This is a genomic window from Rhizobium sp. FG113, assembly GCF_057809895.1.
Genome location: NZ_JBMDKV010000011.1, coordinates 94,436 through 114,776, shown reverse-complemented (window position 1 = coordinate 114,776; position 20,341 = coordinate 94,436). Strand labels below are relative to the sequence as shown.

The 20,341-nt window shown below is 57.8% G+C and carries 19 protein-coding genes; 8 read left to right on the top strand and 11 right to left on the bottom strand.

Annotation, left to right across the window (positions count from 1 at the left end):
- Positions 1-40: 40 nt before the first annotated feature.
- The 6 genes from ACODTZ_RS22765 to ACODTZ_RS22740 all read right to left on the bottom strand — a co-directional run bounded on the left by ACODTZ_RS22765 (position 41) and on the right by ACODTZ_RS22740 (position 6,891).
- On the bottom strand, positions 41-1,567 hold the full coding sequence (locus tag ACODTZ_RS22765) for a hypothetical protein (RefSeq protein ID WP_489028275.1): 1,527 nt from the start codon (positions 1,565-1,567) through the stop codon (positions 41-43).
- A gap of 8 nt (positions 1,568-1,575) precedes the next feature.
- A complete protein-coding gene (locus ACODTZ_RS22760; RefSeq protein ID WP_489028273.1) occupies positions 1,576-2,118 on the bottom strand; it encodes a hypothetical protein in 543 nt (180 codons plus the stop codon).
- Between the two features lie 361 nt (positions 2,119-2,479).
- Positions 2,480-2,767, bottom strand: a complete 288-nt coding sequence (locus tag ACODTZ_RS22755; RefSeq protein ID WP_489028271.1) for a hypothetical protein — start codon at positions 2,765-2,767, stop codon at positions 2,480-2,482.
- Positions 2,767-3,306, bottom strand: coding sequence for a hypothetical protein (locus ACODTZ_RS22750; RefSeq protein WP_489028269.1), 540 nt, complete (start codon positions 3,304-3,306; stop codon positions 2,767-2,769). Before ACODTZ_RS22750 ends, ACODTZ_RS22755 begins: the two co-directional genes overlap by 1 nt.
- A gap of 7 nt (positions 3,307-3,313) precedes the next feature.
- The gene (locus tag ACODTZ_RS22745) at positions 3,314-5,248 is read right to left on the bottom strand and encodes an AAA family ATPase (protein ID WP_489028267.1); all 1,935 of its coding nucleotides are present in this window, start codon (positions 5,246-5,248) and stop codon (positions 3,314-3,316) included.
- A gap of 170 nt (positions 5,249-5,418) precedes the next feature.
- Entirely contained in the window at positions 5,419-6,891 is a 1,473-nt protein-coding gene (locus tag ACODTZ_RS22740; protein WP_489028265.1) for a hypothetical protein, read from the bottom strand.
- A gap of 649 nt (positions 6,892-7,540) precedes the next feature.
- Here ACODTZ_RS22740 and ACODTZ_RS22735 point away from each other — a divergent pair.
- From ACODTZ_RS22735 to ACODTZ_RS22725, 3 genes are all read left to right on the top strand, one after another.
- Positions 7,541-7,993 (top strand): hypothetical protein, encoded by a 453-nt coding sequence (locus tag ACODTZ_RS22735; protein ID WP_489028263.1) that lies wholly within the window; start codon positions 7,541-7,543, stop codon positions 7,991-7,993.
- 794 nt (positions 7,994-8,787) lie between these two features.
- The gene (locus ACODTZ_RS22730) at positions 8,788-9,198 is read left to right on the top strand and encodes a hypothetical protein (RefSeq protein WP_489028261.1); all 411 of its coding nucleotides are present in this window, start codon (positions 8,788-8,790) and stop codon (positions 9,196-9,198) included.
- A 95-nt stretch (positions 9,199-9,293) separates the two neighbouring features.
- Positions 9,294-10,187 (top strand): PcfJ domain-containing protein, encoded by an 894-nt coding sequence (locus ACODTZ_RS22725; protein ID WP_489028259.1) that lies wholly within the window; start codon positions 9,294-9,296, stop codon positions 10,185-10,187.
- Between the two features lie 173 nt (positions 10,188-10,360).
- On the opposite strand, the gene ACODTZ_RS22720 is transcribed toward ACODTZ_RS22725, so the two are convergent.
- Positions 10,361-10,531 carry a hypothetical protein gene (locus ACODTZ_RS22720; RefSeq protein WP_489028257.1) on the bottom strand — a complete coding sequence of 57 codons (171 nt, stop codon included), beginning with the start codon at positions 10,529-10,531 and terminating at the stop codon, positions 10,361-10,363.
- A 340-nt stretch (positions 10,532-10,871) separates the two neighbouring features.
- Between ACODTZ_RS22720 and ACODTZ_RS22715 the strand changes: the two genes are divergently transcribed.
- Both ACODTZ_RS22715 and ACODTZ_RS22710 read left to right on the top strand, forming a co-directional pair.
- Positions 10,872-11,261: a hypothetical protein gene (locus tag ACODTZ_RS22715; RefSeq protein WP_489028255.1), complete on the top strand. Its 390-nt coding sequence runs from the start codon at positions 10,872-10,874 to the stop codon at positions 11,259-11,261.
- 266 nt (positions 11,262-11,527) lie between these two features.
- Positions 11,528-12,013, top strand: coding sequence for a hypothetical protein (locus ACODTZ_RS22710; protein ID WP_489028253.1), 486 nt, complete (start codon positions 11,528-11,530; stop codon positions 12,011-12,013).
- A gap of 142 nt (positions 12,014-12,155) precedes the next feature.
- On the opposite strand, the gene ACODTZ_RS22705 is transcribed toward ACODTZ_RS22710, so the two are convergent.
- Genes ACODTZ_RS22705 through ACODTZ_RS22695 form a run of 3 tightly spaced genes read right to left on the bottom strand, consistent with a single transcriptional unit; the run spans position 12,156 to position 17,594 of the window.
- Positions 12,156-15,410 carry an error-prone DNA polymerase gene (locus ACODTZ_RS22705; protein ID WP_489028251.1) on the bottom strand — a complete coding sequence of 1,085 codons (3,255 nt, stop codon included), beginning with the start codon at positions 15,408-15,410 and terminating at the stop codon, positions 12,156-12,158.
- Positions 15,407-16,918 (bottom strand): Y-family DNA polymerase, encoded by a 1,512-nt coding sequence (locus ACODTZ_RS22700; RefSeq protein ID WP_489028250.1) that lies wholly within the window; start codon positions 16,916-16,918, stop codon positions 15,407-15,409. Before ACODTZ_RS22700 ends, ACODTZ_RS22705 begins: the two co-directional genes overlap by 4 nt.
- The gene (locus ACODTZ_RS22695) at positions 16,839-17,594 is read right to left on the bottom strand and encodes an ImuA family protein (protein ID WP_489028248.1); all 756 of its coding nucleotides are present in this window, start codon (positions 17,592-17,594) and stop codon (positions 16,839-16,841) included. The genes ACODTZ_RS22700 and ACODTZ_RS22695 overlap by 80 nt, the downstream gene beginning before the upstream one ends.
- A 186-nt stretch (positions 17,595-17,780) precedes the next feature.
- On the opposite strand from ACODTZ_RS22695, the gene ACODTZ_RS22690 reads away from it, so the two are divergent.
- The 3 genes from ACODTZ_RS22690 to ACODTZ_RS22680 are packed head-to-tail and all read left to right on the top strand — an operon-like array spanning position 17,781 to position 19,120.
- On the top strand, positions 17,781-18,056 hold the full coding sequence (locus ACODTZ_RS22690) for a hypothetical protein (RefSeq protein WP_489028246.1): 276 nt from the start codon (positions 17,781-17,783) through the stop codon (positions 18,054-18,056).
- Positions 18,053-18,379, top strand: coding sequence for a hypothetical protein (locus tag ACODTZ_RS22685; protein ID WP_489028244.1), 327 nt, complete (start codon positions 18,053-18,055; stop codon positions 18,377-18,379). Before ACODTZ_RS22690 ends, ACODTZ_RS22685 begins: the two co-directional genes overlap by 4 nt.
- A 12-nt stretch (positions 18,380-18,391) precedes the next feature.
- Complete coding sequence (locus ACODTZ_RS22680) at positions 18,392-19,120, top strand: SOS response-associated peptidase (protein ID WP_489028242.1); 729 nt, start codon at positions 18,392-18,394, stop codon at positions 19,118-19,120.
- A gap of 157 nt (positions 19,121-19,277) precedes the next feature.
- Here the strand turns inward: ACODTZ_RS22680 and ACODTZ_RS22675 are convergent, their stop codons facing one another.
- A complete protein-coding gene (locus tag ACODTZ_RS22675) occupies positions 19,278-20,051 on the bottom strand; it encodes a hypothetical protein (protein WP_489028240.1) in 774 nt (257 codons plus the stop codon).
- Positions 20,052-20,341: the final 290 nt, after the last annotated feature.

The following is a 20,341-nucleotide window of genomic DNA, read 5'->3' as shown; positions in this document are numbered from 1 at the left end:
ACCTCCGACCCCCACGTCCCGAACGTGACGGTCGAGGTATTCAACCCCCCGCATATCCAGCCCTTACAATTGATCTTATTGAGCTTTTTTGATTCTCGGGCAATTCCAAGTCAAACCACGCGATTCCGTTTCTGTCAGTTTCTGTCAGTTTCTGTCCGATGTTTTGCGCCCCCCTCGCCGTCGTCTGGCCCGCATCCAGGAAGGAGTCGGCAACCTTATCGAGGTCCTCTTCTCGGTGCTTTGCATAGACGTTTACGAGCGTCTCAGTGGTCATACCGAGATAGGCAGCAATAGCCACGAGCGGCAGATGGGCTTGCTGGCAGAGCTTCGTCGCAGTGGTGTGTCGGAAAGTGTGGATGACCGCGTCGGTGTCCTGTCCGAGCACCTCGCGGAAACATTTCCGCATGGACTTCTGAAGTTCCCCGGGCTCTTCTTTGCCATTGGAACTGTATGGGTACATGCAGGGGTAGCGAAGGCCCTGACGCTTCCATTTCACGCAATACCGAACCAACAGGCTGGGCATCCGAATCTTAGGCGCTGACTTGTTGTCATACTCGACTTCATCGTCTCCAAGACGATGGAGCCATCCTTTCCAAATCATTTTGCCAGACGCATCGCGCACCTGCTTCAGCTCGATCCAAGGACGGTCTCCCTCGTCTTCGAACGAGGCAAGAGACATGCGGGTCTTACGGGAACCGGTGAAGTAGGCCAGCAGCATGAACCTTGCCAAATGCCGCCAGATGAACACGGTCTGTTTAGGCTTCTTGTCGATCCATCCCATACCGCGCTTGAAATGCGCATGAGTGATCAATCTGATGACTTGCTCATCCGTGAACACGGTGGTGCGCGGATCGTACTTGCCCGTCAGCGGGATTTTGACGTGAATTCGCGTCAGTCGACGTTCATACGCGCAAGTCAGTGCTGAGTTCAGGTCCTGCAGGTAACGGAGTGCGGATTCCGGCTGGAATGGCACAGCAGACACATCGAAGGGTTCGGGCGCTACTGGCGGCTTTCGCTTTAGTTCCCGAACAATGCGGCCGCTCTTAGCACGAGCGAGTGCCGCAGCGTCCCATTTCTCTTTCTTTTCAAGGTATGCCTGAACCTTCCGGGCATGTATTGCCCTAGCCCTAGCTTGTGCCTTATCGCGCAGGAACCGCACGAAATCGTCTCGAGCATCTACGTCGAGGTCGTCGAGGCTCATCTCCCCGAAAAACTCCACAATTGTCTTCAGACGGCTAAGGACTTCGTGTTCTCGTGCAACTGCTTTCTTCTTCTTGTCGCTACCGGGTACGAAATTGATAATGCGGACGTCGGCGTACTTTTTGATAGCGTCCGCGACCAGGACTTCCGAACTGTCCTGGTTCTTGACGACCGCCTTCGCGACGGTGTGCTTCTCGGCAATGTATTTAGCGATAGCCACCTCGATCTTGGCGGAGTGATCAGGGTCCTTCTCCCCGAACCCGAGACTGAATTTGACTGGTTTGCCGTCTGCACCGATATCGCGGATGAAATAGGTGTCGGTCTTTTTGTCGAGCCAGGCACGGGCAATCTTACGTGGTCGAGCCATGCGATCTCCTACTTCTTTTTCTGTTTCTTGGCATTGAGCAGAGCGGCATCGAGGATCGACATCGTCGACATCGCCGCGCCTGACTTCCGCTCTTTCTCTCGGTCCGCGATTGCCGCTTCCGTACGGGGCGCACGGTTGACCCTCGTAGGCTCCGAGAGACCTCCAAGCGCCAACCAGGCTCGCAGTGCCTGGATTGTGACGGTCCACTTGTTGGATTCCTTTCGGCCTTCCAGATGCCCGTTGCGGATAGCTCGCTCCAAAGTGCTGACCTTATAGGTCGGACTGGGGAGGCGCTCCCCATTGCGCAGCACCTCCCCGCCAAGGATCGGCAGATAGATCGCATTCGACAGAGTATGCCTGAAATCATCGTCGAACGGCCGGGTTGTCCTACCGGCAGCCTCGACCAAAGCCAGGTCGATCGCCTCATGGAGCGTACGGCTGGCCGAGGCGCAATACAGTTCGTGCTCCACAATGAGCTCGTCGATATCCGCCATCAGACGTCGGCTCATCTCAGCGTCGCTCAGTCCGTCCAGCTCGTCATTTTTGTCCAATTCAGATGCTCCACGTTATTTCTGTCCGGGGAGAAACACGATCTCGCGGGCACATGTCAACAACTATTTTACAACTTTTACGCGGGCGATTGGAAACGTGAGGAAGAGTTGCAATTGAGTTCTTTAATTAGTTTATTCAGTAGGTTAGTGGTTATTAGAATTTGACGTCTTCCTTTAACTGGATTTAAAGTCGCCGACTTCCGAAATTCAAGAACTCAACCATTCAGAGCACCGCTGCGAGTTCTTGAATTTCGTTACGCGGTCACGGCGTCAACACTCGCGTTGGTACGCGATGGCAGCCGATCTGATCTTTCTCGCCCGCCGCATCCCTTGGTCTTTACCGCGATCGCCTTCCATCATCTCAATGCATTCCCCTGCCCGCCGCCTCTCGCGCGGTCCGCACAATCGCCTCGATGCGCGCCATCCCGTCCACTGGCATCGCGCTCGGGACAGCAGCGACTTCAATGAGGAGATGGCCACCAGAATTTGCGATCCCGGTTACGATAACGAACGAACGAACCGACTGCGGAAGATCGCAAAAAGAAGCCAGGGCGTCATGGATAGCTGGCATCCACGCGGTCGGAACGGATACCCTGGCTCCCGGGAAGATCACCGAGCCGTAAAGCCTATTGAGTTCGCCAGCCGTCATCAGATCATTCCCACAGTCAACTCGGCAAACGTTCGCGGCTGGAAATAGACGTCGGGCATATCGACCCCGACGTCGCGAGACCGCCCTACTCCCGGAAGCTTGCCGTGTGAGTGGCCGTAGAAGTGCACCGATCCATAGTGCTGGCTCGGCCAAGACCGCGCTGCGTAATGAGACAGCCACAGATCGTGACCGCCATCCGTGGTGCGCATTGCATGTTCAGGCCGCGACGCCCAGTCGAGCGTTGCCAGCGTCGGGTGCAGGCCACCCTTTTTGCCCACGTCATGATTACCGATGACGAGGTATTTGCGGCCTTTGAGGCGCGAGAATACGCCCTGGATACGTTCGGCGTCGCGGGACAGATTGAACGCGAAATCGCCGAGGTGATAGACGATATCGCTGTCGCCGACGACCGAGTTCCAGGCGTTCACGATGTATTCGTCATGCTCCTTGATCGTCGAGAACGGACGCGGCTGCATCGACAGCATGCGCTCGTGACCGAGATGGGTGTCGGCGATGTAGAATTTTCTTACAAAGGTCATCACACACTCAAACAGCAAGAGAAAGTTGGGCGTCAGCGCGATATCGGGCCACCGCGTCACGCACGTCGGAGCCGTCGAGATAGCCAGTACGCATCAATTCGTCGGCCAGCCTTTCGATCAGGAAACGATGATCGCGGATGACATCCAATGCTCTCGTGAGGGCATCCTGGAGGATGTCGTCCACTCGCCGATACAGCGAGAGATCGTAGCGCCGAAGCTCGGCAAGATCGATTTCGCCGGCACGAACCGTCGTTGCCAGGCGATCCCCCATGCCGACGGCAGCGAGCATGTGCGTAGCGATGTCCGAAGCCGCTCTGAGGTCTTCCGAGCAGCCGTCCGAATGATCGCCGAAGAACAGCTTTTCTGCTGCGATGCCACCCACCAGTCGGGCGATCTTAGAACGATAGAAGTCCTTGTCGCGATGTGCGATATCGCCCTGCTCGAACCCGCACATGCCAGCTGCGCTCGGATGTTCGTTCCGGCACAGGAAGACACTGACGCCGAGCAGGTGATCGGTTCCGAGGACTTCATTGACGACGGCATGACCCAACTCATGAATGGCGATCAGACGCAGCTCTTCCGACGTCCGAGGCTGACGAGCGGGCAACTGCTGGCGGACATGATCGAGGTTGAGTCCAACCCGATCCCGACGTGCAGCGCGACGGGCGTCGCGCGCCAGACGTTCAAGGTCTGCGCCAGACATTCCTTCAGTTCGCTCCATCAAGCTTGCGACGTCGAGATCGGAGCGCAGGTGCTGGCGCAAAATGCCAGCTCGAGCCTGGATGTCGGGCATTGGGATTTCGAAGTGTCGATCCAGACGACCCGGGCGCAGGACAGCCGCATCGATGGGCGACGGATCATTCGTTGCTCCGATGACGATTACCCCCTCGCGGGCGATTGCGCCATCAAGGCATTCGAGCAGGCCGTTAACGACACCACGGTTCCAGTCGTCGTGCCGGGCATGGTTGAACGAGCCTCGAGTGGGGAAGTTGTCGATTTCGTCGATCAAGAGAACGGACGGCGCATGCTTGCGAGCCTCAGCGAACGCATCCTGCATCGCTTTAAGCAGGTCACCTTGGTGCCCGCCGCCGGTCCCGAGCCAAGAGCTGTAGCTCCCGCACACAAAGTGTGCACCGAGTGTACGAGCCAGAGAAGACGCGAACGTGGTTTTGCCGCAGCCGGGAGGGCCAGAGATAAGTGCGCCATTGTCGACGTCCGTCCAAGCGATTTTGCCGTCACGCCAATCTGTGACGTCGCGAGCCAACTCAAGACCCCAATCCCGCGCGTCGCCGTACCCGTGCATAAGCTCGAGCGGCGTCATGTCAGGGACACGCCGGCCGTCAGGAGCCGTCGGTGACCCAAGCGTGGCCGCATTGGCGATATCTTCCGCAGCCTGAATCTCCGCTTGCATTCGGCAAGTCTCCGAGATTTCCCGCTGTGAGCGGAGCGCGACAAGGCGACGCCGCCAAGGCAACGCGATCAGATTGACCGCGTCCTCGACGTCGATGGTGCGCCCGCAGATCGCCGCGGCTTCCATGACGAGGATCGGATCGAGTTCGACCGATTTGAGAGTGTCGGCAAGGTCAATGGAACGGTGATCGAGACCATCCGCTTCATGTTCTGCGAAATAGACGGTGCAGGGTGCCTTATCGAGGCCTACATCAAGCGCGCCGTCACGCAGAGAGACCGCCTCGACGTAATGGTACGGTGTCACGATTGCGCCGTCGACGACATTAGAGATATCCCAGTCGTCGTTAGACTCTTTGCGACCGCGATGGATGAGCAAAATTGCCTCATCTTGCCAAAGATCGCACAACGTCGTCTGCGGCACGATGAAGACGTGGATTCCAGCAGGCGTCGGTCCGAGATTGGAGATGATACGAGCAATGTGCAGACGTGCGAGCGTGCGCTCGAAATCTGCGCGAACGAGACGTGCGTACATGGGATGCCCCTCCGCCACGAATAGCGACCTCACTTGAGGTCTTTAGAAACTATCGGGCTATGATCGGGGTCATTTCGCAGTCTCCGTTTCGAAGTTCGGCAACCATGCCGCGTGCGCCACTTGATGTCAACTCGGTATCCGGGTGTCTGGTTAATCGTGTACGATCGAACTTAGAATGGGATGTCCGCATCATCGACGTTGTTGTCGCCGGCCGTTTGGATGACATCGATCATCCTCAGCGGCGCGTCGTCATAGGTCAGCGCCTTCGGCTGCCACTGCTCTAGTGATGTCACCACTGGTGACGCCTGCTCGACCGCCTTGTTCGGCTCTCGGACGCGATTAGGCACGACCACGGCGGCCGTTTGCTCAACTTCTTCGAAGTCCGGTACAACGCCGAAGTCGAAGGCGTCGCGCTTGTCTGCCCATATGTCGAAGACGTCTTCAATGCCGAACTGCTCGACAAGATCAAAGAAGTCACTGCTTGTCAGGCCGACGATGGATTCCCCATAAGAGCGTACCGCATGCAAATCCGTTTGCCAGACCGTGAATATCTTGAACACATGCGCTCCCAGCAACGTGGAGGCCTGGCGGAAGCGCGTGAAGGACGGGTAGAACTTACGATCCTCTGGCTTCATGTCGTAGACTCGTTTGATAAGTCTCTCTGCCATCTCCGGTTTGACCCAACAGGGCTTCGCCTCGCGAACACGTTTCGCCGAGCTGCCGACAGTGATTACCAGCTTGTCGACCTCGTCCTCGGTGACGAAGGATGCCGAGATGGGAAACCGATAATGCACTCCTTTGATCGCCAGAAGTTCGTCGAGAACGAGCTTCATCGTTTTGTCGAGGACAGACCTCTGTGTCTTTTCCGGCATTCCTACGAACTTACGGAATTCCGACCTGGTCATGACCGGCACTTTTCTGTGCATCTCATGTTTTCCAGCCTCGAGGCATAGCTTCAAGTAGAGAGGGAAGCTGAACTTGGATGTGAACCGCGCCAGAGCGTTCAGCTCGACCCATGCATAGTCGGCGCTGTGCAGCACCGCCAGCTTCAACGCCGTCGGCAGCCTGAAGAAGACTTCGTCGTGACCACGAAGTTCGGCGAGGTCTTCGTCATGCAAGAGTTCGATCATTCGCATGCTGCAAAGGCCACGTGCGCCTTCTTGATTGAGGCGCAGTGTCATGAATGCCTCAGACAGCCGAACGATGGCGAGCTTGGCGCGATGGAGACTGTTAAGCCCGAGGAAATTCACAATATCTCGTAGTCTAATGGCATGGACGTCGCGACCGATGCCCATTTTCCGCGCTTCAGCGAACAGCCTCCAAAAAGCGGCTATATCGTGTGCGCGGAGGTTATTGGACGAGATGCGCATCGTATCAACGACGACCCTGGGGATTTCAACGCGGGGCGAAGTCATATGATTGCTGTAGACGGCTTCCTGGCTGAGGTTGCGACATTTCAAGCCATATCTACGATCGCCCCGAATGATGTCCTTGCCGACACGCTTTCGTACGTACGACTTCAGCTCCCCCTCGGGTTGCAGCACGACCAAAATGCTGCCTCGCTTTCCGCTGAGGTCAGGGAACTTTCTACGCGGTTTTCCGATTCCGATATCTTCGTCCGAATTTGTGATAGGCCACTGCACGTCTTATGTCTCCCGAAACACAATACAAGTATGTTTTTCGGCCAATCCAGACACAAGCGCCCAACAGTGTTTTTTCTATTATTTTCCCCGCCGCCTTTATTTTCAGTCCATTGGTCCGCGAGATCAAGAACAGTGAGACGTGGTAGAAAGTAAGAAATTGGGAAAACCATGGACGGAGACCTGACATCACATATTTGACGTCGGAGGGTTCATCGGGATGAGAAGCCTTTACTGCGATAGCAACTTGAAACAGGGGTTCGGATTGATCCGAGATGGTTTCCAGGGCTTCGCCTTTTAAAAGGGACGGGACGCTTCGCTTGTTCTTGTAATTCTGCCCAATGGCGGAGCATGGAGCAAAGGTTAGATCGGCAGGGAACGTCGACAGCGTAGCGACCGAGATAGCTGTCCATATGACAAAGGGGTTCCCTTTCTTCATGGGTTTCCTCGACTATGGGCTCCTTATTTTTTGTTTGATATCCCTTTGTCGCCCCGGCGAAGCGCCGGAGGCTCCCAGTGCGCCACGAGGTTTTCAAATCGATTTCTACATGTAGAAACACATTTTCATTTCTACATGTAGAAATTACTTTATCACTTCTTGGCCGGCAAGCACACTTCTACATGTAGAAACACAATGTGTACGGAGTGAGCAATGACGGCAACGGCGATTAACAACGAGATCGAAGAACCCACGGCGTCGATCCGAGACGAACTAGGCCTCCTGCGCGAGCTTCTGGATGAGACTGACGTCGTCGTCGCCCAGCGCCCCACGAAGGCGTCTCGGAAGGCTGCGGTTGGCATCGACGATATGACGCCGGATGAATTCAAGGCGTATAAGAGTCGGCTCCAGTCCGAACGTCGTGCTAGGTTGAAGGCGCAGGATGCTGCCGGCAGCTTGCCGTTTGACGCGGAGACCACCCGTGACGCGCTCGCCGACGCCGCGATCATGCTTCTCTACGCAGGCGGCCCCGGCGCGACCGCAATCCTGAACTATTTGGGGCAGGTGTACGCAGACAAGCCAGGTGCGCCGATGACAATCGCCGCTCGGGTGAAGACCCGAGTTCTGAAACCGAAATTGCTGAGGTTTGCTCGTAAGTCTTCCTGATTTGCGCATGGGACATCGGCGTCCCATACGCAAATCAGAATCCCGTGCGGTTTGTCGCTTGCATCGAAACGTCGTTTCATCGGTCAGTAACGCCGTTTCGGGAGATTTCAGATGGCACGCCAATTCTATCGGACCACAGAGCGGCAGCGGACGTCGGCGCAAGCGACCCGCAAGCGACGCGCGGATGCAGGCAGGCCTCAGCCAGTCATAGTCGACGAGGCCCTGTCAGCGGCGCTGCGGTCCGCCCTCAGGCGTCTAAAGTCTCAGGGAGATCAATCGTCAACGACGTCCGAAGTCCTGAACAGTATATTCGATTCCGCTGTCAAGCATCTCACAGATGTCCGCGGCATGGACAAAGGGCAGTCCTCGGTCGCTTTGTCAGCTCGTCTCCTCAAACGTCGACGCTATTCTTTGACGTCTTGATTTCCCCCTGGTTTGTTTGTGTTCTCCCCATTACTTCCTCTTTCGGAATCGGGATTCTCGAAAAACACGGCGTTTCGACCGTCGGCGACGGGGCTACTTCCGCGCCGCCGGTCGTCGTAGCATGGGTCATTGTTCAGAGACTATGACACATGCCCACTTACGAAGGCTCCGGCGACCCGGCCTCGATCGCTCTCGACCGCCTCAATGCACGTCAGGCAAAGAGCGCGCCGACATATCGGCCTCCCCAACCGACGTTCTGAAATAATGGCGGCGTTTTCAGGTTTTTGGCGAAACGCCGTTGCGTCATTCTGCCGATGGTCACAGCATAGTTGTACGGACGGAAAAGGAACGTCCCAGGGAGACGTCAGACAATGAACATTGGAAATTATCACATTAGTTCGCGCGCCGATGCAGATATCGAGAGCCTGGTCGACTTCTTCGACGATACGACGTCGAAGCGCCGAAACGGCCTTGCGCAGATTTTGCGCTCTCTCGAGCGCGAGGTTGTCGCACCAACTGGTGAGAAGCGCTGCGACTATATTCTTAGGTGGGAGCTGCCGCGCAATTTCCTCCAAGCGAAGGACGGAAAGCTGGAGCGAGTTCGAGTGTACCACGGATTCAAGGATAAACTGAGGGGCCATGATGTCGTCGGCCTCTGGGGTGACATCGCTGAACACGTCAAGGGACCGAAAAAGTCTGTTTGGCGCATGATCTTCTGCCATGCCATTCTCGCCGCGCTCCTCCAAGGCAACGAGGAGGATGAGCCAAAGATGGCTGCCTGACACATCCGAACACACTCAAAGAGGGCGGCCACCGAGCCGCCTTATTTTGTTGCTTGCAGGCATCATCGCCACGCTCCCAATCAGGGAGACGTCACATGAGCAAATACGATCATAAGGAATATCAACTAGCGCTTTTCTACGTGTCATCCGAGCTCGATATGCCGGACCGCGTGCTACAGCCGATCCGGAATTTGTTCGACTATAGCCTCGGCAGGATATTTTGGCGGGATTGGCTCAGGTCTGATGAAATCGATCCAGAGTGGGCTCCGACCCCCGGGGATCACGACGATCCGGCGTGGCATCGCGTCGACGGCTGGCCTGAGCAAGGCGGCGAATATCTTCATCGAAAATGGTCGCGCAGGGCGCAGTTGTGGATGCAGTGGCACTCGGTGGATGCGTGGCACGTCGTGGACTGGCTCGTAACTGCCCAATCCGAGGGACATGGCTGGCTAGCGAACCTTGACGACCAAGGCCGGCCGAAAAAGCTGATGAAATGCGGATCGATCGACAGGCTTGTTCATGAAGCGACGAAGGGACTGCGTGACCGCAACGCGCGCCTTGTTCGTGACGCCGTCCTCGGTCCGAATGACGAACACTTTGTCCACGACCTCGGTGCGGGTCACACGCTAGTTCGGCTCCGCTCGCGTGCAGCACTTCGAAAAGAAGGCATTCTCCTCAGACATTGCATCGGCCGAGGCAGCTACGACGACATGCTCGGCGATCCCGAGGCTGTCCTCGCGTCCGTCCGCGACCCAGATGGCGCACCATTGGCGACGCTGGAGGTGTGGGGCGGCTACATTCGCCAGTTCCGATCGCGATCAAACTCAGAGCCGTCGGATGCGATCAAGAACCTGATTGCGGGCGCTGCCGATAGGTTCGGTTGGCGCGATTGGCGGGACCGGCCCGGCTCCCGCGCCGAAAATGCAGAATACGGAGCCGAGGCCGCGGTGATCCTCCGCGGCCTGCCGCCAGCTCGACGTCGCGGTTAATCTGGCTTCTTTCCGCCGGCGGCCTCATCATCGATATAGCCCCAGACGACAGAGAGAAGTCTATGCATCTGTTTCATCACCTCCACGACGCGTTGGAGAGGCATTTGCCATCGATCGTCGACGAAGACGACAGGCACGAGGCGCTACGGTATCTGCGAGGCCTCAAGTCCGTTTTAGCAACGAAGGTCGATACGACGGAGTCGAACGTCATACCGCTCGATGATCATCTGGTTCGACGTCGCCTCGAGCGCGTAATCGCCAAGACGCACGCTCGACAGATCGCCGAGGCTCGTCGGGTGCATCAGCGGGCGGTGGAGGAGTTCGGTTGGGATATACGATGACATCGACTGAACGTCTCACTCCCGACAACGAAGAACCTGATCATCCACCGCCTCCGCCGTGGGGGGAATGGTGGCCCGAAGCCTGGGAGCAGCGCGACCTCGACAACGCGGATGCCGAGGTGCCATCACCGCTACCGTGAGTCATATTTTTGCGAGTTGCATAAACCTCTAACGACCTTGGAAAGGTTTGATTCCGAGACGCCGGCTACAAGGCAGGCTCAACAGTTCGGGAGAAGTCCAATGTCGACGTCGATCCTCATCCACAGCCTTATACGTAGCGAGTCTTCTTCTCGCTATTCGGCTTGCGGATGCCGGTCAAAAAATCCGTCGAAAGGACTACCGGATGACCCCTGGCTCTTCGGCACCGACGCCACCGCCACAGGCGACTGATCTCAAAACCGAGACTGCCCTGCTGCAGCTTGCGTTGCACTTGCATCACCTCCGCACCAAGGCTGACGTACTCGACGGCCGCAGCCTTACGCTCGACGACGACGGCTACATGCTGACGCCGAATGCTGTCCGCGAACCTGGACCGTGCGCCGTGTCTGTCGCATTTCCGGATGGCGTCACCATTGGTGCCGTGTTCGAGACGCTGGGCTTCCCGTTCAACCATCCAAGCCTGGAACACGCACTGACAATCGTCGCAAAGGCCAAAATGGAATGGGAGACCGCTCGCGCGGAAGCGCAGCGTCTCCTTGAGGCTTTCGTCGGTGAGTTCGCAACGGCGGCATAAAGCATTAGGACCTCTACGTCCGCCCACATGCCGTAGAGGTCGTAAATTCCCTAAAATCGACAAACCGATAAAATGCCGGCCAATCCAGGAATGAGTTTTTCAGGCACTGGCGTTAGATCGGAAATCAGAGACAAAGAGAAGGAGAGGCTGCTCAAGGCTACGATAGGAGCCCAATCGCGAAGAAGGCGACAACCAACATATTGGCAATTGCGTTCAATACGGGTCACCGGCTCACCGCCTGCCGGTTGCGAAAGGAGCTCTCGACAATGTCGAAGCCTTACCACCAGCGCCCGGCCGGTCCGGCGCTTCCGTCCCCTCGTCCCGAAGTGGTTCGTCGTCCCGACGGATACTGGCCTGGCGAGGAGAAGTATCACGTCTGGCGTACCGCCGGTCCTGATTCCATTGATCGCGATCGTGGTGTAATCCGCGAATACGAGGTCTTTGGTCTGCTGGACTGGCATTCCGGTCCACGCGCGGCACAGCTCAAGCTGTCTCGTAACTGGACGCTCCGCCTCCTTCTCGTCGACAAAAAGTTGACGGCAGAGGCGCAAGTGCTTCTCTATCCTCGTGCTGCGAAGCTCGTGGGTTCCGAGGAGCCGGAACGCGGTGTGGTGATCACGTTCGCGATCTCGACGGCCGACGAGGACGCCGAGCTTCGCAAACTGAAGCGCTACGTGCTGCGCCTGGCACCGTGGGCGAGCAAGCGCCTCGGTCCCGCCTTCGAGAATTATCTCGAAGAACAGGGTCTCTAAGTCTCTGCAAGCCCTCGGCGTCTAACCGCGCCGGGGGCTTTTTCCTGCCAGCGATGCCGCACCGCAGGCCTTCCGTATTGACCCCATATCCGGCGATTTCTTTGATTGAGACGGAGTTGGCATCTTATTCCAATTCGGCTGGCTAATGGAAGTTTCTGCATTTTATCTTCAAGCTATCGATGTGCAGATCAGGAATGAATATGTCCCGCGGCTTGAGGGGATCGCGGCTATCCTGACCGCCCGGCGTTCCGTGTGCGAACTCATCACCGCGCCCGCTCGGCAGCACGAAGCCAGAGTCCCTATCCGCCAAACCGGATAGATCGCCTGTTAAATCGAACAACTGCTGAGCAACCAGGTGAACGACTTCGCCTTCCCTCTGAACGCGGCCATTGATCGCCATCATCGACGCGCCCAGCACGATCTGTCGCCGCCGCTCAAACAACGATGGCCAAACGACAACGTTAGCAGGCCCGCTCTCGTCTTCGATCGTGATGAACATCACGCCCTTTGCGCTCCCTGGCTTCTGCCGGACCAACACGAGCCCCGCAGTCATGACCCAGCGGCCATTGCGGGCGTTCATTGCCTCGGCGCAGGTCACGATCCGGCGTCCAGCCAAATCCTTGCGTAGAAACGCGACCGGGTGTTCTCGTAGTGTCAGGCCGACGTGGCTATAATCCTCCACCACGTTGTGACCATCCGTCATCTGCCGCAGTTCGACTACGGGCTCCCGCTGCTCGGCGACCGCACGGTCTTCGCGCTCGGCGGCAGCCGCGAACAACGGCAGCGGCTCGTCGCGCAGCGCCTTGATCGCCCACAACGCATCGCGGCGCTGCAGACCCAGCGAAGGCAGGAATGCATCAGCCTCTGCCAATTCCACCAAGGAATCCGCAGGCACATTCGATCGACGCCATATGTCGTCAACGGACTCGAACGCGCGGTTCATACGCGCCGAGACTATCCGAGCGACACTGGCGTTCGGCAGCCCCTTGATAAGCCTCATTCCGAGACGGACAGCGTAACGGTCGGAGCCTTCAATTTCCTCGAGCGTGCAGTCCCAACGCGATCTGTTGACGCAGACAGGTCGGATTTCAACGCCGTGGTTTCGAGCATCTCCGACAATCTGGGCGACAGCGTAAAAACCCATTGGTTGACTGTTTACCAGAGCGGCACAGAAGACCTCCGGATGATGGCATTTCATCCAGTTCGACGCGTACGCGATGAGCGCGAAGGACGCGGCATGGCTTTCGGGAAAACCGTAGGACCCGAACCCCTCAAGCTGGCTGAAGGTCTTTTCGGCAAATTCGGGGCTATATCCGTTGCGCACCATCCCATCGACGAGCTTCGCCTTAAATTTCGAGACCCCTCCTGTGAACTTGAACGTCGCCATCGATTTCCGCAGCTGGTCGGCCTCCCCACCCGTGAACCCGGCGCAGACCATAGCGACCTTCATCGCGCTCTCCTGAAACAGTGGGACGCCCAGCGTCTTGCCGAGCACAGCTTCGAGTTCGGGGGTTGGATACACGGGGTCTTCCTTGCCCTCACGGCGACGGAGGTATGGATGGACCATGTCACCTTGAATCGGACCGGGCCGGACGATCGCGACTTGGATGACGAGATCGTAGAAGGTCCTTGGCTTCAGCCGAGGGAGCATGGCCATCTGCGCACGGCTTTCAATCTGGAACGTACCGAGCGTGTCAGCCCTGCGGATCATCTCGTACGTCCGCGGGTCCTCTTGCGGAATGCGTGCAAGGTCGAGGTCGACGTCCTTGTGCTGCCTGAGCAGTTCAAACGCCTTGGCCATACACGTGAGCATACCGATGGCGAGCACGTCGACCTTCATGAATTTGAGGGCTTCGATATCGTCCTTATCCCACTCGATCACCTGACGATCGGCCATCGTCGCTGGCTCGATCGGCACGAGATTGTCGAGTCGGTCATGGGTCAGGACAAAACCACCCGGATGCTGACCGAGATGGCGGGGTGCCCCCATTAGTTGCTGCGCGAGCTTGAGCGTAAGGGCCAGGCGACGATCATTTGGATTCAGGCCTCGGGTCTCAAGTCTCTGGTCGGAAACCAGTTCTTCCGACCAATGCCACATCCCTGAGGACAAAGCCTTGATGACATCCTCAGGCAGGCCGAGTGCCTTGCCGACATCACGTATTGCCCCCTTCGCCCGGTATCGGTTCACGGTTGCGCAGAGTGCCGCCTTATCCTTGCCGTAGGTCTTGTAAATCCATTGGATGACCTCCTCTCGTCGCTCGTGCTCGAAGTCGACGTCGATATCCGGCGGCTCGTCGCGCTCCCGCGATACAAAGCGCTCGAATAGCAAATCGTTGGTTTCCGGATCGATGGATGTGATGCCCAGGATGTAGCAGATAGCCGAGTTGGCGGCCGATCCCCTGCCCTGGCAGATGATGCCCTTACTCCTTGCAAACCGAACGATGCTGAACACCGTCAAAAAATAGGGGGCGTACTGCATCTCGTTGATCAGGTCGAGTTCGTGATGGATCGCTTTCACCACCTTTTGAGGCACACCCTCCGGATAGCGGTTCGGGATGCACTCGCGGACATAATGCGCGAGCGACTGCTGAGCATCCATGCCCTCAACAATGGCTTCAAGCGGATACTGGTAGGTCAGCTCGTCGAGGCTAAAGCGGCAGCGGTCGACGATCTCCATCGTCCGGGCAAGCGCCTCTTGGTATCGTGGAAACAGTCTGGCCATCTCCTCAGGGGGCTTGAGGAAGCGGTCGGCATGCCGCTCGCGCTCAAAGCCCACTTCGTCGATGGTTGTCCTGTTGCGAATGCAGGTCACGACATCCTGGAGCTGCCGGCGGCCGGGCTCGTGAAACAGAACATCGTTTGTGACGACGGTCTTCACCCGGACCTTCGCCGCCATGTTCGAAATCTCGTGCAGCCGAAGCTGATCATTCGGGCGACGACGCAGGCTCAGGGACACATATGCCCGGTCGCGGAAGATGTCCGCCGTCTTCCTGAGCTGTACCGCACACACTTCGTCGGCAAGGTCAGGAACCAGAATGCCAATCAGACCGTCGGCATAGAGCGCAACGTCATCCAACGTCAGGATGCAGTTCACCTTACCACCGCGCTCCTTGCCGAGTGTCAGCAGGCGGGTGAGCCTGGAATAAGCGGCGCGATCCGTTGGGTAGACCAGAAGGGACATGCCGTCCTGGAGGTCCAGCCGACAGCCAACGACGAGCCGAACCCCGGTTGCGCGCGATGCCTCGAGCGCCCTGACGATCCCGGCAAGGGAATTGCGATCGACGATCCCCAGCGCCTCGATGCCCAGCTCCTTGGCCGTGGCGAACAGTTCGTCGGCGGATGACGCGCCCCGCAGAAAGCTGAAGTGGGTCGTGACCTGGAGCTCCGCGTAGGTCATCCGAATATTCCATGCACGAACCACCGATGCGATCCGGTCTCAGGATCGACGCCATCGCCCTGCCGAAAAATCCAGAGACGCTCGCCGCCTTCACCCTCAATGACGAAATAATCGCGGACGGCCTCAAGCTCGGCATCGCGTCGCCACCATTCTCCGAAGACCCGTTCGGGACCGTCGGCGCGTTTGACCTTCATCCGCCGGCCGCGCCAGACAATGCTGGCTGGAGGATAGTCGGGCATCAGTGCGATTGCGTCGATCCGATCCGGTCGAGCCAACAGGCGCACGGGACGCGGCCAGTGAAGCGCCCAGGTGTCGTCGCCAACCGCGGCGGCGGCTGCGATCCGCTGGACACTGCGTTCAGGCACGTCAGATGCGACTGGGCCCATCCTGTAAACACGCTGCCCTCGATTGCCGAAGATGTCGATCAGTGGCGTGACATCCGTCACCTCGTCCTCGACGAGCGCCGAGGCCGTCTGCAGCGCGTCAAGCGGTTCGGTCATCACCGCCACCAGCGTCAGCTTCTCGATACCGAAACCAGGTTCGATTTTCTCGGTGCGATCGCGGAACAGCTTGGTCAGCCACGCTATGTCGCGCGCGGGCTTCGCCGTCCCGGCTCGGATCGCCTGTCGGGTGCCGTCCACCTTCTCGACAATGAGATCGGTCCGCCGGACACCGAGACCCTTGCGCTGGAGTTCGGCCACAAGCTGCACAATCAGGCGACCGACATACTTGTCAATCGTCTCCGCAGCGCCAATGGGTTCGGCGAATGCCCGGCTGACCTCGATCAGGTCGGGAGTGCGGATGGGGTCTATTGGCTCCGCCATACGGCCGAACATCTGATCGAGGCGGCGACCGATCTCGGGGCCAAACCTGAGTGCAAGCGGTGCCCGCGGCTTCGCCGACAGCTCCCCGATCGTCCTGAAACCGAGGGTCCGGAGATCGCTGGAAATCTTGGGCGGAAGCCGCAGAAGGGACAACGGCAGGCTTTCCACCGCGCGAACCGTTTCGCCGACAGGCACGATGACCGCTTCGCGTTGAATGGCGCGAGCGCAGGCGTGGGCAGCTCCCCAGGTGTCGGCAATAGCAACACGCGCCGACAGTTTCTTCGCGCAGAAACGATTGGCGATCCCCGTCAGCATCGCCAACTCTCCGCCTTGAAGATGGTCGGCACCTTCCGTGTCCATGACGATCCCGTCAGGCGCATCCATCGCAACGATTGGGGAATACTGGCTAAGCGCCCAGAGCGTGATGCGCTCAAGTGCGGCCGCATCCGCAACCGGGTCAGCATCGGCCAGCATAAGACCTTGGAAGATGGCCTGCGCTTTCGCTGCGGGCATGCCGACACGGACGCCGGATTTCTTGGCGGCCGCATCGACGGCCGACACCCAGCGCTTGGACCCGCTGCGCGCGATAACCGCGATGGCCTGCTCAACGGAAATAGATGGATCGGCCCGCCTGATCCTGTCCGTCGCCAGGTCCGGTAGATAAATCGAGACGACCCGTGGCATCACACGCTCCAACGATAAACTCTGCGCACTCACCCGCTTTCACTCGTATCAATTCCAGCAACCATCTCGCCCTACCGATGCCCGGCACCGGAAGCGGCTCACTCGGGAGAACGCTGACCCGCCACCTGGTGGTCGCCGCCGTCGGCTGGCCGTAATCGCTAGCCTCGGTTTGCCGACGCCATCGTCGAACCGCCAGCCCGATGGTCCCCGTCTTCTCGGCCGCAAGCTGAAGCCGCCGGGATGTCGTCATTGGAAACCTCACCAGCTCGCCGACCACCGCGCCGAGCCCCCCATAGGCCAGTGCCTCCTCCATCGACGCCAGCACGTCCTCCTCCTTGTCGCTTTCGACAAAGATCACCCGTTTCGGATGGAGGCCTGCTTGCGCCAGAGCCGGGAAAAAGAGATCGGGTCGCGTGAGGCACCAGACGACCTGGCCTTTTGTCTGCGCCGCGATCCCAGCCACCATCAGCGCGGCAGCCGCTCCGTCGACGGTCCCTGCTCCACCGCCCGCGAACTCATGCAAGGCACCGAAGGCAAGTCCGCCGCCAGGCAATCGGTCGTCGATCTCCGGAATGCCGAACGGCAGGACACGCTTCTTGCGTGCTGACGCGCCTTCGAGATGCTGGATGCGCTCTCGTAGCTCCGAGATCACAAGATTTGTGGCACCCTGCGCCATCGCGACCTCTGTCTAAAACCGGGTTTCCATTTCGCTTCAAAGCGAGTATGTTCCCTTTTTGTTCCTGATCGACATGTGAGTCAATCGTGATGTTCGGGGCGAAATCGAACATCCAATGCCAGTCCACAGCGGCTTTGCAAGCGATCAGGAAACGAATTCAACGAGCTAACGAGCGTCCATCCACAGATGAGCACAATCGAAAAAATAAGAAAAAATTCCTCTGATGAGGACATTATTCTCCGGCAGGTGCAAGGTCACGTTCTGCGGGTCGACTGCCGGGCCTGCGGCCGCAGTGACGACCTCGATCGGAAAGCGGTGGTGAAACGCCATGGCGCATCAATCCCGATGCACAAGCTGCGTCGTAGGATCGGCCTCGGATGCGACCGGATGAATGCCACCGACGGCATCGACAGATGCCAGCTCACCATTTCTGCGAAACCCGACAAGGAGGACTTAGCGTGATCGACAACATCGTTTCAGTCGAAGACCGTCGTATCGCCAGGTTGGACGGCACGCTGTTCAGCCGCAGCGATGAAGAAGTCATGATCGCAAGCACCATCGCGAGCCTCGAGGCGCGTAATAAGGAGCGTGATACGGTGCGCGACTATATCGAGCGGATGGAAACCGGAGAAATCATGCTGCATCCCGACGATGGCACCGCGCCATCACCTTTGCCGCTTGCCCAACTTCTCGACCTCCTCTCCGGATACGACCACATGCTGTCCACCGAGATAGGCAGGCTTGAAGTCGAGAAGGAAAGCCTTCACGGTCCCTATCAGGATTGAGGAGGCTCCCGCATGTGCAATGCCTACAACGTCACGACCAATCAGCAGGCGATCCGGTCGTTCGTGTCGATCACCCACGACCATATCGGCAACATGGAAGAATCCATCGATGTCTATCCGGACCGTTTCGCGCCGATCGTCCGCAACCACAAAGATCGCCGCGAACTGACGATGGTCCGCTGGGGCATGCCCTCCTCCAGCAAGGCGTTGCTCGATGCCGCCAGTAAGCGGGCCGACAAGCTTCGCGCAAAGGGCAAGGAGTTTGATTTCAACGAACTCCTGAAGATGGAACCCGATGGCGGCACCACCAACATCCGGAACACGTCCAGCCAACATTGGAAGCGATGGCTTGGCGTACAGAACCGTTGTGTGGTCCCGTTCACCCGCTTCGCTGAACCCGATCCGGCCAGCAAGGTCGAAGGCGGCCGCACGCCGAATGCCTGGTTCACTAGCACGGGCGACGACCCGCTCATGTTCTTTGCCGGGCTCTGGGTCAAGGATTGGACCAGCGTGCGCAAGGTCAAGGACGGTCTCGTCACCATCGACCTGTTTGCCTTCCTGACGACCGAGCCCAACGGCCTCGTCGCGCCGATCCATCAAAAGGCCATGCCAGTTATCCTGACGACAAAGGACGAGGTCGAGACTTGGCTCACCGCTCCGTGGGACGAAGCAAAGGCCTTGCAAAGGCCGCTGCCGGAGGACCTGCTGAAAATCGAACCGGTGATGGATGCAGTTGCCTAATGTCCTGTATCAGTGCGTATTCGGTTGAATGCTGTCCGCAAACGGTCGAAGGAACCGCCTCACGATGTTCATGTTGTCGCTTTCGTCGGCTATACGCGAACTACGCAATGAGAAGACAAGGCCCGTTGCCGTGCGTCATCGGGGGCCAGAGCGCTGATCACTGCGTTTGCGCGTTGTATCTCAGCACTGAAGGCTCGATATCTTCGTATCCCCAATTCTTCAGCATTTCGTGAAGTGTGAGGTTCGTCGAAGAGTTTGGGCGGACAAGAAGCCGGTCACTGTGCAGGAAATCTCTTATCTCAAGACTCGGGTCACCACGGGTGTAATAGTCAACGAAGGCATACAGCCACTTCTTACATGCGAAGTTTCTCTTCAGCACCTCGATTTCAGCAGGCGCTTTGGAAGTGGTGATTGCTTCCCGGTAAGCATCAGTGCCCATATCAGTCATGGTCTCTTGGGACATCTGATCGTCCTCATCTCTGGTGAGCCAGATGCGGAGCAGCAAATATTTCTTGTCGCGCTCTGCAAGATTTTGTTCCCTACGCGACAGAAAGCTTTCCACGTCGAATTTTTTGCGGTCGCGTTCTGCGTCGTCGTAAAACGCGTCGAGAACCCAACCATCATCTGCACGTCCGGCAAAATCGTTCTGATCTCGTGGTGTCAAACTTGTGGCGCACAACACCTCCTGAGACTTTATGAATTCAGAAAACGCCTCATTCCTCGATTGCAGATTTACAGCACGTATAGCCAGATCGCCCTGTTGACTTGTGTAGTAAGCGGACAGTGCAGCAGCTATTGCAGCTCCTAAACTAAGGACATTGGCAAGTAGTAACATGTGCCTATCGAAGTGGTCCCCAGAAACGATCCTCTTGATCGGCCTCCAAATCCACACGAACAGGGGCGCAAAAGGGGAAAATATAAATTTCAGCATGCAGCGGCTCCGACACGTAAAACGAGGCCAAGCCTATAACCGCAAAAACTAAATATATCCCGCCACAGATGCTTTCCCGATGATACCTCGCGCCACTTTACTTTCGATACGTCTTTGAAATCCGTCGTGCATAGTTGCGAACCCGTTTCGGTAAAGCCGTGCACCTAAGGTGATCGGAACTTGTCTGCCTTTTTTGTCAATGAGTGTGGCGACATGCAAACATTGCCTCCTATCCAATTCCCGCAGTGTCAGGCGGCATGCGATGGGGTCATCCGGTGAATTTGCCCGAC

Bases quoted from the DNA above. Each gene is read 5' to 3' on its own strand.
- ACODTZ_RS22680 (WP_489028242.1), top strand. From the start codon at position 18,392: ATGTGCAATGCCTACAACGTCACGACCAATCAGCAGGCGATCCGGTCG.
- ACODTZ_RS22730 (WP_489028261.1), top strand. From the start codon at position 8,788: ATGAACATTGGAAATTATCACATTAGTTCGCGCGCCGATGCAGATATC.
- ACODTZ_RS22675 (WP_489028240.1), bottom strand. From the start codon at position 20,051: ATGCTGAAATTTATATTTTCCCCTTTTGCGCCCCTGTTCGTGTGGATT.
- ACODTZ_RS22690 (WP_489028246.1), top strand. From the start codon at position 17,781: ATGAGCACAATCGAAAAAATAAGAAAAAATTCCTCTGATGAGGACATT.
- ACODTZ_RS22755 (WP_489028271.1), bottom strand. From the start codon at position 2,767: ATGACGGCTGGCGAACTCAATAGGCTTTACGGCTCGGTGATCTTCCCG.
- ACODTZ_RS22750 (WP_489028269.1), bottom strand. From the start codon at position 3,306: ATGACCTTTGTAAGAAAATTCTACATCGCCGACACCCATCTCGGTCAC.
- ACODTZ_RS22720 (WP_489028257.1), bottom strand. From the start codon at position 10,531: ATGTCATCGTATATCCCAACCGAACTCCTCCACCGCCCGCTGATGCAC.
- ACODTZ_RS22705 (WP_489028251.1), bottom strand. From the start codon at position 15,410: ATGACCTACGCGGAGCTCCAGGTCACGACCCACTTCAGCTTTCTGCGG.
- ACODTZ_RS22745 (WP_489028267.1), bottom strand. From the start codon at position 5,248: ATGTACGCACGTCTCGTTCGCGCAGATTTCGAGCGCACGCTCGCACGT.
- ACODTZ_RS22700 (WP_489028250.1), bottom strand. From the start codon at position 16,918: ATGCCACGGGTCGTCTCGATTTATCTACCGGACCTGGCGACGGACAGG.
- ACODTZ_RS22765 (WP_489028275.1), bottom strand. From the start codon at position 1,567: ATGGCTCGACCACGTAAGATTGCCCGTGCCTGGCTCGACAAAAAGACC.
- ACODTZ_RS22715 (WP_489028255.1), top strand. From the start codon at position 10,872: ATGACCCCTGGCTCTTCGGCACCGACGCCACCGCCACAGGCGACTGAT.
- ACODTZ_RS22735 (WP_489028263.1), top strand. From the start codon at position 7,541: ATGACGGCAACGGCGATTAACAACGAGATCGAAGAACCCACGGCGTCG.
- ACODTZ_RS22695 (WP_489028248.1), bottom strand. From the start codon at position 17,594: ATGGCGCAGGGTGCCACAAATCTTGTGATCTCGGAGCTACGAGAGCGC.
- ACODTZ_RS22710 (WP_489028253.1), top strand. From the start codon at position 11,528: ATGTCGAAGCCTTACCACCAGCGCCCGGCCGGTCCGGCGCTTCCGTCC.
- ACODTZ_RS22725 (WP_489028259.1), top strand. From the start codon at position 9,294: ATGAGCAAATACGATCATAAGGAATATCAACTAGCGCTTTTCTACGTG.